Origin of the sequence: Microcoleus sp. M2_D5, assembly GCF_036701935.1 — a bacterium.
Lineage (GTDB): Bacteria > Cyanobacteriota > Cyanobacteriia > Cyanobacteriales > Microcoleaceae > Microcoleus.
In genome coordinates, this window is sequence record NZ_JAUBRP010000033.1 from 18,911 (window position 1) to 32,599 (window position 13,689).

Annotated in this window: 10 protein-coding genes; 1 reads left to right on the forward strand and 9 read right to left on the reverse strand. The window is 44.1% G+C overall.

What is annotated here, in order from left to right; translation table 11 throughout:
- Positions 1–33: 33 nt before the first annotated feature.
- Positions 34–555 (reverse strand): hypothetical protein, encoded by a 522-nt coding sequence (locus QUA50_RS15595; protein WP_333263374.1) that lies wholly within the window; start codon positions 553–555, stop codon positions 34–36.
- Between the two features lie 281 nt (positions 556–836).
- Entirely contained in the window at positions 837–2,432 is a 1,596-nt protein-coding gene (locus QUA50_RS15600) for a TerD family protein (RefSeq protein WP_333263377.1), read from the reverse strand.
- A 160-nt stretch (positions 2,433–2,592) separates the two neighbouring features.
- Here QUA50_RS15600 and QUA50_RS15605 point away from each other — a divergent pair, with 160 nt between their 5' ends.
- The gene (locus QUA50_RS15605; protein ID WP_333263380.1) at positions 2,593–3,372 is read left to right on the forward strand and encodes an ion transporter; all 780 of its coding nucleotides are present in this window, start codon (positions 2,593–2,595) and stop codon (positions 3,370–3,372) included.
- Positions 3,373–3,433: 61 nt separating this feature from the next.
- Here the strand turns inward: QUA50_RS15605 and QUA50_RS15610 are convergent, their stop codons facing one another.
- The 7 genes from QUA50_RS15610 to QUA50_RS15640 all read right to left on the reverse strand — a co-directional run bounded on the left by QUA50_RS15610 (position 3,434) and on the right by QUA50_RS15640 (position 13,383).
- A complete protein-coding gene (locus QUA50_RS15610) occupies positions 3,434–4,810 on the reverse strand; it encodes an ATP-binding protein (protein WP_333263382.1) in 1,377 nt (458 codons plus the stop codon).
- Positions 4,811–4,919: 109 nt separating this feature from the next.
- Entirely contained in the window at positions 4,920–6,275 is a 1,356-nt protein-coding gene (locus QUA50_RS15615; RefSeq protein WP_333263385.1) for an ATP-binding protein, read from the reverse strand.
- A gap of 684 nt (positions 6,276–6,959) precedes the next feature.
- A complete protein-coding gene (locus tag QUA50_RS15620) occupies positions 6,960–7,526 on the reverse strand; it encodes a hypothetical protein (RefSeq protein WP_333263388.1) in 567 nt (188 codons plus the stop codon).
- 68 nt (positions 7,527–7,594) lie between these two features.
- Positions 7,595–9,160, reverse strand: a complete 1,566-nt coding sequence (locus QUA50_RS15625; RefSeq protein ID WP_333263390.1) for a hypothetical protein — start codon at positions 9,158–9,160, stop codon at positions 7,595–7,597.
- A gap of 651 nt (positions 9,161–9,811) precedes the next feature.
- The gene (locus QUA50_RS15630; RefSeq protein ID WP_333263393.1) at positions 9,812–11,188 is read right to left on the reverse strand and encodes an oligosaccharide flippase family protein; all 1,377 of its coding nucleotides are present in this window, start codon (positions 11,186–11,188) and stop codon (positions 9,812–9,814) included.
- Positions 11,189–11,370: 182 nt separating this feature from the next.
- Complete coding sequence (locus QUA50_RS15635) at positions 11,371–12,159, reverse strand: TIGR03943 family putative permease subunit (RefSeq protein WP_333263395.1); 789 nt, start codon at positions 12,157–12,159, stop codon at positions 11,371–11,373.
- A 144-nt stretch (positions 12,160–12,303) separates the two neighbouring features.
- Entirely contained in the window at positions 12,304–13,383 is a 1,080-nt protein-coding gene (locus QUA50_RS15640; protein WP_333263397.1) for a permease, read from the reverse strand.
- Between the last annotated feature and the right edge of the window lie 306 nt (positions 13,384–13,689).

The following is a 13,689-nucleotide window of genomic DNA, read 5'->3' on the forward strand; positions in this document are numbered from 1 at the left end:
GGCACAGAGATGCGCGGGGAGGGTGGGCGATCGTCAATTTCTCGGAATCCCGAAATTTTTTAGTTGTTCGGCAGTCCAATTTTTGTAATATTCAGTTTTCTCTAAAGCATCGGAAGCTGGCTTCAGCTTAGAATTTACTTGAACCGTGAAGCCCGGATAGGGCATCCTCCTAGTATGAAGCCCGTCAATATTAAAATCTTCTTCGGGATGGATGTGAAAAGCCAGCAAGCCCAACTCGGAAATCTGATTATTCAATTTGTCTATCAATTCTTTAGTTTCTGGCGCACTAATTGCATTTTTTTCGGGATTAATTACTACCATGATTTCAAATTCCGAATTGTAAAATTCATAAATGGATTTCATTATGGCAGAATCGCGATCGAACTCAGTCAGCGCTGAAAACCGCTCGATTTTGAATAAAATTTGATTAGCCAACCGTGCCTTTTTAGCGAAGGGACAAATCGGTAAATCGCTGAAAACTGGATGCGGTAACTCGACAAACTCAGTCATCCATCTCAGGGTAGATTCTATAATTTCCGTGTCATATTCATTCATCGACAATCTATGTATTTGATCTTTAATACTAATTATAATCTATTTGTTTGGAGGGCGATGCACGCCATTGGTGTCAATTTAAGACTGAAACCCATAATAAATGTCACTTCTATCAAAGTCTCGATCCCCCTAAATCCCCCTGATTGTTGGGGAGTAGGGGTTGACTTTTAATACTCTTGTCCCCCCCTTCTTAAGGGGGGCTAGGGGGGATCTCCGGGGCAAGAAAACACACCCTAATCGTTCTTTTGCTAAGGACTGAATTCCTGACTGCAAACATTAATTCATTCGTGAATTGTGCCGTCTGGCATAATTGCGCCTGCGAGTTTTGCATTTGCCATATTTGCTCCAACCCAGTTAGCATCTTTCAGGTTAGCTTTTTCTAGATTTGCATAACTCAAATTTGCTCCGCACAGGTTTGCTGAAGTTAAGTTTGCTCCACTCAAGTTAGCATTGTAAAAGCTAACGCCAGACAGATTTAAGCCACTCAAGTTTTGACCGCTCAGATTAGCTTGAACAAGACTAGATCCGATCAAACTTACTACTTTCAAATTTACATTTTTCAGGTTAGCTCCATCAAGGTTTACTGCAACTAAACTTACCCCATTAAGCTTAACCCCCCTTAGATCAGCATAAGATAGGTTAACTTTAGTTACTTTGGCTTGACTTAAATCTGCTCCTATCAAATTAGCGCTATTTAAGATTGCCTGAGTGAGGTTGGCACTACTTAAATTGACTGTAGTCAGGTTCGCACTATTCAATTGTGTCTCGCTCAATTTTGCTTGACTTAAATTCGCTTGAATCAGTCTTGCATAATTCAACTTTGCCTTAGTTAAGTTAGCGCCACTCAAGTTAGCTTGAATTAAATCGGCTTGTTGCAGATTTGTGGATTTCAAATTTGCTCCTTGCAGGTTAGCCCCTATCAAGTTTACCTTAACTAGGTTGGCATTACTCAGGTTGGCATTACTCAGGTTGGCTTGACTTAAACTAATAGGATATTCCAGAGTTTTTCCGCTCAAGTCTACTCCTGCTAAGTTAATCCCTGTAAAATCTCGTTCTCCCTCTTTGTACCGCTGCAAAAATTCCTCAGCAGTAATAGCTGCTTCCAGATTTTCTAGTGCAGAATCATCTATTTTTGCCTCTTCCTCAGATTCCACAGTATCCGCATTCACAGGAGTAGCAGCCGGCTGTTCTACCGCTTTGCTAGATACAGGTTCTGCTTGCAATTGCTTGTCTACCCGATCGCTAAACCGCCTCACAACCTCAGCATCATCAACCTTCTCACCAGCATTTGAGCTTTTCTCTACCGCATTCTCAACATAATACTTATCTACAAAACTTTGCAACCCAGCATTATATCCCTGTCCTACCGCTTGAAACCTCCATTCCCCATTCTTCTTATACAAACGTCCAAATTCTAAAGCCGTTTCTTGGGAAAAAATCTGATTTAAATTGTACCGAACCAACTCGCCAAGATTCTCTGAATTGTAAAGCCGGATAAAAGCATTTTTAACTTGACTAAAACTTTGATTCTTTTCCTGTCCCTCGTGAATAGTCACCACAAACACAATTTCCTGAATCGCCGAATTGATTTTACTCAAATCCACATAAACCGTCTCATCATCTCCCTCAATTTGTCCGTTCCTGTTGTCTCCCGAATGCCGCACCGCACCGTCCGGGGAGGTGAGATTGTTGTAAAATACAAAATACTTTTCATCAGGAATGCGACCGTCTGCCGCTAACATAAAAACAGATGCGTCAATGTCGCAGTTTTGTGCTGTCTGGCTGACTTGCCAACCCAGGGCGATCGCAATTTTACTGAAATCAGGAGTTTCTTTAGAAAGATTGAACCTTTCACCCTTAGTTAATTCGATACTCATATGCGATAATTCCCTTACCTCATAAATGGTCAAAACTCAAGCCAAGACTTGTAGGGTGCGTCAGACAAAGTTCTTGAGAGACGATCGAGGATTTTGGTTCTGACGCACCTTACTAATAGTGCCAGCCGCATAAGTCCTAATTGTATTAATTCTCTCATCTATGTTAACCCGATCGCAAATTGGATTTTATCTCGAAGACATCGAAACCCCAATTGGCAGAACCGTCAATTTAACCCTTACCGGACTCATTCTCCTATCTTCGACCAGCTTCATCGCCGAAACTTACCCGATTTCGGAAACTGTTAGAATTAATTTGCAAACTCTAGATACAGCACTTTTAGTTTTTTTTGTGTTTGAGTATTTATTGCGACTGTGGTGTGCTGAAAATCGAGTTAAATTTATTTTTAGTTTTTTTTCAATAATTGATTTGCTGGCAATATTACCATTTTTACTTGGATTTGTCAACGTTAGTTTTATCCGAATTTTTCGCTGGTTTAGAATTCTCCGACTCATCCGTTTTCTGGAATTAAAAATTTCTATTTTCCGCATCAGCAGCGAAGATGGGGTGATTTTTGCTCGGATTTTGTTTACTTTGCTGGCAATAATTTTTGTTTATTCGGGTTTGATTTATCAAGTCGAACATCCGACAAATCCCGAAAGTTTTGGAACTTTTTTGGATGCTGTTTATTTCTCGGTTGTCACCATGACGACTGTGGGATTTGGCGATGTTACGCCGATTTCGGAATCCGGTCGTTTTCTGACTATTTTGATGATTTTGACGGGAATTGCTCTAATTCCTTGGCAATTGGGGGATTTGATTAAACACTTAGTTAAAAGTGCTAATCACGGAGAAGCTGTTTGTAAAAGTTGCGGTTGGTCTGTACACGATGCTAATGCTAGATTTTGTAAAATGTGCGGTACTCAGTTAGATAATGGTTGACTGTTGACTGTTGACTGTTGACTAATGACTACTGACTAATGACTAATGACTACTGACTTCTTTAAGCTAACGGTAACAAAATTTCAAATTCAGTGCCTCTGCCTAACTCCGATCGCATTCTGAATGCACCGCCGTGTTTGCCCGTCACTATTTGATAGCTAACCGCTAAACTGGTTTCTTTGAGAGCGCGTTTTTCCGTAGAGAATGATTCTATGATTTTTTTGTACTTGCTAGGTGACATTCCAGGCCCGTTATCTGATATGCAAATCGAAACCCAGCGAACATGAAGTTTGTCTAAATCCGGCGCAGGTTCGGGACAGCAGACTTGAGTTGTGATTTCAATTTTAGGCTGGCGATCGGCGTCTCTGAGTCCTCCACTTTTAAACTCTTTTGCCAATTCTTGACCGACTGCTTCGTTAATTAATGTATGAATAGAATTGGTCAAAATATTCATAAATACTTGGTTTAGCTGTCCTGCATAGCACGGCACTGGTGGCAGGTAGCCGTAGTTTTTTACTACTTGGATTTCCCTGGTCAAACGACTTTTGAGCAGCAAAAGTATGCTGTCTATGTTGGCGTGCAAGTCGGTGGGTTTGGGATAAATATCGTCGATGTGGCAGAAGTTTTGCAAACTGGTTGCTAACTTGCTCAAACGTTCTGCTCCTGATTTGATGCTGGCAACAGTTCGGAGGAAATCGTTTTGCAAAAAGTCATAGTCGATCTCTTGTTTGAGCCTTGCTATTTCCGGCGGGGGTTCGGTACAGTATGCGTCGTAAACTGAGAGCAATTCCATCAAGTTTTTGCTGTAGTCGGTGACGTAAGTTAAATTCCCCCAGATAAAGCCTACCGGATCTAAAATTTCGTGGGCTACTCCGTTGACTAAACGCCCTAAACTAGCCATTTTTTCGCTTTGAATCATTTGAGTTTGGGCTCTTTCGTAGCGGACTTGAGTTTCTATGCCGCGAATTTGCCAGTACGCGATGTTTAGTGCGTTAGGGTCTAAGAGTCGGTAAGATTGGGAGTCTATTTGGACGACGATCGGTTCTGACTGCAATTCGGGCGATCGACGCAAAGCTTGTGGGGCTGCTGCCAAAATGGTTGTACTCTCTGCGAGCAATAATATTTCGAGGCGAGCGTAACTGTAGAGAACTTTTAGTGGCAGGTGCAAAAATAGCTCTGGGCCTTGAGGTTTGAGCAAATATTCCAGCAGTTGCCTGCGGGATATCATGCCAGCAAACTCTCCTGCTTCCATCAAGACGACTCCCGGCACTAGGGGATGCTGTTCAAACATTTCGGCAACTGCCACGGCCAAGCAGCTCGATTTAACCTGAAAGTCATACAGGGGCAAATCCCAGAGGGTAGACTCTAGGGAAAGGTCTTGATGGCTGCCTTCGGAGAGTGAAGGGCCAAGGAGTTTGGAACTGAATTTATTTGCCACTGGAACTTTTAGTTGCCGAAACGCTGGGAAAGTGAAATGAGAACCTACTACTAAGCTACCCTATCATTTCACTTTTCTGAGCGAACAACCGAGAATATTCTGGAGTCGATCATGTTGTGCCAACTATAGGCAGGAGAATTTCAAATTCAGTATTCTTACCTGGTTGCGATCGCAATTTGAGTTGGCCGCCGTGCTTTTCTGTGACGATTTGATTGCAGATAGCCAGCCCCATACCGCTGCCTTTGCCTGCTGGTTTAGTGGTAAAAAAGGTGTCAAATATCTGCTGGTGATTTTCTGGAGGAATGCCGGGCCCGTTATCGGCAATGCAAATTGCCACCCGCTTGCCGTGTTCGGTTTCTATAACTTTAGTGGTAATTTCGATTTGGGGCTGCCAGTTGTCCCGGCACGGGGTGTGTATTTCTCGCTCTGCTGCGTACTCTGTCAGGGCGTCTAGAGCATTAACTAACAAATTCAAAAACACCTGACTCAACTGACCGGAGTAGCCGCTAACTAGCGGCAGTTCGCCGTAGTTTTTAACCACTTCTATGCTGTTTTTAAAGCGGTTTTTCAAAATTAACAGCGTCATCTCCACGCATTCGTGAATGTCTGTCTCGGCTGGTTTTGTCTCGTCCATGTGAGAGAAGTGGTGCAGCCCGTTAACTATTTTTAGCAATTGCGAGGCTCCCAACTCCATCCCTTCTAAGGTGATCGGCAAATCTTCTTGTAAAAAATCAAATTCAATTTCTTTTTTAAGGGCATCAATTCGGGGACACGGTGCCGAATATTCTTCTTCATAAACCGACAGGAGCTGAAGCAAGTGTTCAAAATATGACAGTAGAAAAGTTAAATTTCCCCAAATACAGTTCAGCGGATTTCTGATTTCGTGGGCTACTTCTGCTACAATCCTCCCCAAACTCGCCATTTTTTCTGTTTGGATGAGCTTGGCTTGGGTTTGTTTGTGGAGTAACTTATTTGTTAATTGGTGAATTCTTGATTGAGCGACCATTAATTGGTGTACGTCTAACAGCTTGTAGGTCTGGGGGGCTATTTCCACTACTACGGGTTCGTAAATTAATTCTGCCGATCTGTAAAGACATTCCTGGGCTGCTTCTACTATTAATTTACTGGCTGGAAGTACGAGTTCCTCTGGCTTGGCAAACTTGTACAGCACCTCTATTGGTCGCTTGAAAAACATTTCTACTCCGTAGCGACGGTTAACTTTTTCAAAAAAGAGACGCCTGGATATGATGCCGACAAAATTACCCCCCTCTGTCAAAATGACGCCGGGAAGCATGGAATTTTGTTCAAAAGCCTGGGCTACTTCTTTTGCCTGTTGAGTTAATTCAATTTGGCAGTTGTAGAGTGGCAGGTCTAGGAGAGTTGATTCTAAGGAGATGTTCCAAGTACAAATTTCAGCTATATGCAACACTGATAACTCCGAGCTAATCTCACGCACAGCAAACATAGATGAAACCCCTGTTAAATATTGTATTCATGAACAACTTAATTTGCTATTAATTCGTAACGGGTAATTGGTAGAGGGTAGTTGCTAATTTGTCAAATTACAACAGCACCCGATGGCAAAACCCGATCGCAGTAGCATTGTCTGCTAAAGATTTTGTTTCTAAGTCAATATTAAACGATTTAAGCTTTTGTGGAACTTACGGAGCACGCGCTTTAAACTTTTTACCATGATATACCTGCGATCGGGTGTTTTCGGAAAATTTTTAATATTTATAACTAATTATTGTGATAAATTATACCATTTTTCCAGCGATCGAAGGGAATTGGAGAACTGCGAGCGGGTTATCAGTGAATATACGGGCATCCTTCGAGGGTTCGAGGGCCCGGATTAGCCATTGTCCAAGGGGCTTGCAGGCTCCAATTGTCAAGACTCGGGCCCAGCCCAAAGGAAGTTAGGCAACGGATTCGCTTTCTGAGGATGTAACCGAATGTAACGGATGGAAGGCTTTAGTTATCGTCGCGAGAAAAGAAAGAAGCAATGTTCCCCAAGGGTTTGTGGAATTAAGAACATCCTAACCGTATTGGGGGTTGCTATACCACTCAAAAGAAATGCAACTTTAGGCAACTTCCGAACATCGATAGCCATCAGTTTTTTGCAATCTGCAATCTGCAATCTGCAATCGTCTTAGGGTTCCACCTCCGGCCACAGGCGTTCTAGCTGATACCGCCAAGCGGCGAGAGTGTTTTCGCGAGACTCTCGCCCTAGTTCCATTTCACCCATCAATCCCTCTGCGTAGAAACGGTCTAAAGTCTGAAGGGTAGTTTCGACAGACTGTCCCTGCATCTTCGCAGCTTTGATGATTTGACGGATGCGACTTTCTATCAAACCGTCGAAAAAGTCGGACAAACCTCGCTCTTGCAAAGCCAGCAGTCTGGCAACGGCGGCTGAGAAATCTGCGGCCGCGAGTGTGGCCCGGTTGTGCTGAAATACTCCCCACAAAACGTTTTGATGTAAGGCGTAGCGAGTTTCCAGGGTGGTGTCAAAGTTAGCTTCTAGGAGTTTATCAAGAAATGGTTGAGCTTCCTGGGCATCGGCGATCGGCAGCAAAATCCGCAGCCAACTCCCATCGTCTGAAAGGAGGACTAACAGGCGAAAATTGGGGGTCTCTACTTGCCAAGAAGTGGCAGCAGGCATCTCAACACTGTCACCAAATAAGTCTTTGAGGGTATTGCTAATTTCTTCGGGAGTCATGATGATTTTAGATTTTAGATTTTAGATTTTAGATTAGTCAGCAGTACGCTCTCAAATCTCAAATTGATTTATGGTAGCCAGCGGGGGTGATAGCCGGCAAAGGGAAGTTCTTCTGGCTGTAGTTTTGCCGGAGATCCGTCTGTCGGTATTTCTACTAAGGGTAGCAGCCAGAGGCGGCCCGTGGCGATCGACTGTCCACTATCGTTGCGGGGACTGTCTGCTGCTGAGGGAGTTGCTGCTGTGACTGATTGGTCGAAAATTAATGCCAGCCCGTCGGGAGATAAACTGATTTGGGTATCTAATTGGTTGGGCAAAATCAGCAGCGGTTTGATGGTTCCTACCAAACGAGTACCCTCTTTTTTGAGGTCGATGGTGGCGATGAAAGGCTGTTCTTTGTAGCTTTCTGTTTTGAGGCGTTGGGCTAACAAACAGTAGAGACGCTGAACTTGGTTGTCTTCGTTTTTGCGGGGGTCGAAATAAACGGCCATAATGCTGCCGGGAATACGCAATATTTCTTGTTCTACACCTTGGTTATCTAAGATGAAAAGCGATCGAGTAAAGTCGCTGTTGTATTTAACATAAGCGGCGGCGGAGTTGTCGCGGGCCATGCCCAATACTTGTTCGTATTTGGGCAAAAATTCTACTGGGTCTGCTTCCGGTTTGAGGGGGACGATCGCTAATCCTTGTTTTTGAGAGATTACCATTGATTTGCTATCGGGGCGAATCATAAAATCTCCGCCTTGTTCGCTTTCCAAGCGTCGGGGCGGCACTTTTTCTTCCACAATCCAAGGACTGAAATCGCTGGGATTGCGGCGGTTGACGCGCTGGACAACTATGATTTTTCCGTCGGCTGAGAGGTCGAATTTGAGGTTTTGGTAATCTTTGGAGTCTAAGATTTTGTCAATTCTACCGGCTGGGTATTTTGGTTGATTTCCCGATCCCGATTGGGGGTTGAGACCGGTGGTGACTGTGAAGAGTTCTTGATTGAGAGTGCCGCGAGTACGGGCTATGGATCGATCTGTGGCGGAGAATAAAATGCGATCGCTGTCGGGATACGGTTTAAAATCGGTGACAACTAAATCTTTGGGAGTCAGCGGTATCGGTTTCGAGTCGCTGCTGGTGAGATTGACTAGCATTAATCTGCTTTCTGTTTCGCCTTGGACACCGATGTAAGCAAAAGCTCGATCGCGGCTGCGAAAGGAACTGCTAAACGGTTGCATTAGCGTTCCTTTATTTTGGTTTTTTTCTCCGAAATACTTGTCGGTTGCTCCGGCGAGTTTTAATGTGTAGGTAATGCCGTAAGGTGCTGGATCTTTGAGAGTGTAAGCCATGCGCCTTCCAGCCCAACTAAATTTACCGGGGAGGGGGGGTTCTAGCTTTAAGTTTTCCTCGACGGTGGGCTGGTTCATCGGCCGAAAGAATGTGAGGATAAAGCCGGTATCTTCGGCGCCGATTTGTTTGTTTTCCCAGGTAAATTCTCGCACTCTGGGTGCTGTGCGATCGCCGCTAAGCAGCAGCAGCCCGATTAAGAAGCTCAGCACTAGCATGAGGACGATCGCCGTGCGGTCGATCGGCTGTTTGAATGGCAGAATAGCTAAGGGTGAAGGATTAATTTTTTTGTTAAAAATACTCACAAATCTTTCTCTCCTATTTCTGCTGAAAATTAACTACCAAATTTTCCCTATTAAATTTTACAGTCATCGAGGCACTCCCGACCCTCAGAAACCCGTTTTTTTTACCAGCGAAAAGGAGTGCAGCGAAGTATTTTGGTAAAAAACCCGGTTTCTGAAAGTTGTGGTGCGTCCAGGACTGCATTAAACTAACGATCTAAAATCGGTGGAGTCTGCGGCACGTCCAACAGCCTCCACCGATTTTAGATGTGAAATTTGAGATTTTAGCTTGTATGGCGTCTCAGAGCTAAAAATTGCTCGATCGAGAGAGGTTTTGGCGAGCGTATAGCACCCTACCATTGTTTCAGTTGCGTCAAGCACTGTTTGAGCTTTAAAATTTTTAATCCCATCTCAAATCGCCAATTCTTTAACAGGTTGAGGGGTAACACTGGCGCTCTACCCCTCCTACTAATAATCATGACGACTACTTAGCTGAGATCCCTCTCACGAATCCTTGACAATGGGTATCTTGGAACTATTATTAACGGCTGACAGTGTATACGGCGATTCAGGTTCGGGATACAGCTTAGAATATTTGCTATCGTAAAAAGAGCAACTGCATTACTTTTGTTGTTTCATGGTGTTCGGCTGACAGATATAAAATCTCTTTTTTGTTTACTGAAAAAGTTGATTAATAGGAACTAAATCCATCGGTGATATTTTATCTATCGGCAGATCCAAACCCAAAGCCACTCTACATGAAATTAGAGTTACCAGCACCCCTAAAAACAGTGCTGTCAATTGAATATCCTGCCAAAAACAAGTTAGTCCTTCTTTCCACAAACCGTAGTTAGTTACTGCGTAGGTAGGAAGGTCGCCGAGAGCTACAGCAATCACGGCACCTAAATTACCTTGTAAGTGATATCCCAGCGGTATACTTATACATAGATTCACAAAAGTCAGCAGATTGCCCATAGCTTGGTACTGAGACTTTCCTACGGCTAACAGACAAGAACCCATCATATTGTAGAGGGTGGTGTGCCAGATACCTAAAGCCAAGATAGGCATCATCCAAGATGCCGCCTCATACTCTTTCCGATACAGTGTTAAAATTAACTGATCTCCGAAGCTCACAAAAATTGCTAAACCTACGGCTAACGGTATTAGAATTAGCTTGCGGTTCTTGAGTATCTTCGCGCGCAACTCCTCCCGCGGCAACTCTGCCAGCATAGAAATCGAGGGAAAAATCACCCTGCCGCTAATGGCGATGATGACTTGGCGCGGCATATCGCCGAGAGTAAAAGCGATGCCGTAAATGCCCAACGTTGTTAAAGTAAATATTTTCCCCAGGATGAGTCTATCGGCTTGAGAACACAAGAAATACAAAGCCGTAGACAGAAATATCCATTTCCCATAAGAAAATATTTCTTTAACTGCTTCTTTATCCCAAGCAAAGCGGTTTGACTTGCCGGGAATCAAAAAATGGCTCCATACTAACTCTATTAAAGCTCCACTCAAGCCGCCTGCAACGATCGCCCAGACGCTGCGATCGAACCAGGCCCAGACAATCATTACTGTAGTAGAAAAAATCTGTTGGCCTAACTCAAAAATTACTACTTTCTTCACTTCCATTTTGCGTTCGAGGCTGGATGTGGCAGTGGATTTAAAGCCTCCTATTAAGGAATTTATACCTATTACTGGAATCAACCATTCGAGACGGGTATCTCCATAAAAACTCGCAACAGGCTGGGTAATTATAATCAAACAAATCCAAACGAAAAAGCTGCGAATGACTTGCAGTGTCCAAGCGGTGTTGAGAAATTGAGGATCTTCCCCGCGCTTATTCTGGATGATGCTTGGGCCTAGACCTATGTCTGAAAATAAGTTGATCCCTATGATGAAAACGTAGGTTAGACCTACCAGACCAAATAGTTCGGGCAAAAGCAGACGCGTCAGGATTAAGTTGCTGCCAAATCGGATAATTTGACTGATTCCATAGCTGGCGATCGTCCAGGCTGCACCTTTGATAGCTAATTTTTTTTCTGCTGACATATACTCAGAATTTATTTACTAATGACGAGTGTAGTTGCTGAATTTACTTTTGGCAACTACTACAGGATGCTTTTGCAAGTTTGATCGCTGACTGTACAGTATCTTAATTTGTATGCGGAGGACGGTTCTGGACTGTCGATCTCGCAATCAAGGTAAAATTTAATCTGATACTTATTCCAAATCTAATAATCATAAGGGTTTTTTGGTTCGGGAATTGGTTGGAGGGAGGATGCTTGAATGGTTAATTTGCGCTTGCCTTGCAGTTCTTCTACGATCGTTTCTCCTTCTATTTCTAGCCAACTGTCTGGGGCAAAGGCGGCGCGGCTTTGACCGATCGGTAATTTTACAGGCAACCCGATCGGATAGGCGTCTGCCGCGCAGCAGGTAATGATAAAACGCCCGATCCACATATATTGTTCGGCTATGTTGGGGGGGTGAATTACAAATCCTTGAACTTTGACTTTTTGACCTCTGTATGTATCCGGTTCGGGGTTGAAATTTAACAGCCGCACCCATTCGACGAGCGATCGATTTTCTGGTTTGGTAGTATTGCGAAATTCTTGGGGTTGCAGTCTGGTGATGGGCAGGGCTTCGGTGAGGCCCCGTTCTAAAGCTGTCTGGCTGGTAAATGTGCGTGGCGTTATTAGTAAACCTATTAATGCGACGCTCAACATTAAGGTGCTGCCGATACTGGGGGGAAACAAAGTAACGTGTTCAACTTCTGTGATTCTGAGAGAGTTATTTCCTGTTGATGTCCGCGATTGCTTTGTGGTGCGATCGAGTTTTAAGAGTTCCCAAGTTTTTAAACCGCCAATAACTATTAAGCCGATTCCTCCTGCTAGAGTCAAGCCAAAGTAATTGGGGTGAATGAGAATGCTTAATTTGCCCGCGATCCAATATTTGAGGAGCAATATTCCCCAGGCTAAGATAGCTAGGGCGTCCAGCCAGGGGCTAATTTTTTTAAGATTCATTTTTTAAGAGTGACTGGGAAGGAAGAGGGAAGAAAGAAAAGAAAAAAACACCTATCTGTATATCCGTGACTTCTGTGTCGGGGAGCAAGGTAATTGAAAATCGCCAAACTAAAATGGTATTAGTTGTCTGTTTGAGCTAGTTTATTAACCTAAATGCAAGTTTACAGCGAGGGTCATTAAAAAGGTTAACTGAGCTGCTAATACAATTAAGTAAACTACGGCTCTACCTTTGAAAATAGACAGCATTAAACCGATACCTTTGAGGTCAATCATCGGGCCGAAAACGAGAAAGGCTAACAGCGAACCGCTGGTAAATGTGGAAGCAAAAGACAGGGCAAAAAAGGCATCTACTGTAGAACAAATCGATACGACTGCGGCTAATAGCAGCATGGCTAGAATCGAGGAAACGGGGCCTTGGCCGAGGTTGAGAATTAGTTCGCGGGGAGCGCCAACTTGAATGATGGCTGCGATCGCACTTCCGATTACCAACACTCCTCCTAATTCGCGCAACTCCTGTACCATAGTATCTAAAAGCAGGCGCAGACGCTCTTTAGAAACGGGGTGGAACATTGAGGAACGTTTCGAGGTTTTTTCTGTTTTGCCTGTTTTTAATGGCTTCCAGTTGTCTTGTAGCAAAGATTCGATCGGCACCGCCCCCCCCGGCTGACCGAGCATAAATGTTCCCGACTGCAACAGCAGCGGAGTGTTGGCTGGGACGAGTTCTTTTTCGGAAAACTCTGGTTTTGGCAGAGGAATCGCGCGGGCTACAGAGGGTTGCAGCAGAGGCCGCAAGTCTTTTTGGGCGCTGAACACCCAGCCGATAATTGTGGCTGTAGACAGAGAAAATACCACCCGAAAAACTACAATTTCTGGCTGATCGCGAAATGCCGTCCAAGTCGCCCAAATTACCACGGGGTTGATGGTGGGGGCCGCCAGCAAAAAGCCGATCGCGGCTGGTGCGGGTACTCCCTGCATCAGTAACCTGCGGGCTACGGGCACGTTACCGCACTCGCACACGGGAAACAAAAAGCCGATCGAACTGCCCATCAAAGCCGCCAGCAGCGGGTTTCGCGGGATGCGCGATACGAGTTTGCGTTCGTCTACAAACCCCAGCAGCAAACCTGAAAATAAAACTCCGAGCAGCAGAAAAGGTATTGCTTCTACTAACAAGCTGAGAAACAGGGTGAAAGCATTATTTAACTGATTTGTCAGGGCGGGTTGCATCGATCACCTACTGGTAGATTGCTATTTAGCTATACGTCTTTGGTAGAAATCCTTGTAGATCATACCAAAGCATAGCACTAAGTTAAGATACCGTTAATTTTATTTTGTCTTTTTTTTGCGGGAATTTGTAGAGCTTCTAATTTAATCAATGCTGATGCCTTGAATGATTGGGAATGGTTAAACTTGTTTTAATTTGACTGATTTTCTATTCATATCCGCCTCGTACAGCCAATCAATAATTGACCGAAATTATCCAGGATACAAGCCCCCGAATTTATCCCTGGCGTCAATGCTTCAATTCTAAAA

Bases quoted from the DNA above. Each gene is read 5' to 3' on its own strand.
- QUA50_RS15605 (WP_333263380.1), top strand. From the start codon at position 2,593: ATGTTAACCCGATCGCAAATTGGATTTTATCTCGAAGACATCGAAACC.
- QUA50_RS15595 (WP_333263374.1), bottom strand. From the start codon at position 555: ATGAATGAATATGACACGGAAATTATAGAATCTACCCTGAGATGGATG.
- QUA50_RS15600 (WP_333263377.1), bottom strand. From the start codon at position 2,432: ATGAGTATCGAATTAACTAAGGGTGAAAGGTTCAATCTTTCTAAAGAA.
- QUA50_RS15640 (WP_333263397.1), bottom strand. From the start codon at position 13,383: ATGCAACCCGCCCTGACAAATCAGTTAAATAATGCTTTCACCCTGTTT.
- QUA50_RS15635 (WP_333263395.1), bottom strand. From the start codon at position 12,159: ATGAATCTTAAAAAAATTAGCCCCTGGCTGGACGCCCTAGCTATCTTA.
- QUA50_RS15620 (WP_333263388.1), bottom strand. From the start codon at position 7,526: ATGACTCCCGAAGAAATTAGCAATACCCTCAAAGACTTATTTGGTGAC.
- QUA50_RS15615 (WP_333263385.1), bottom strand. From the start codon at position 6,275: ATGTTTGCTGTGCGTGAGATTAGCTCGGAGTTATCAGTGTTGCATATA.
- QUA50_RS15630 (WP_333263393.1), bottom strand. From the start codon at position 11,188: ATGTCAGCAGAAAAAAAATTAGCTATCAAAGGTGCAGCCTGGACGATC.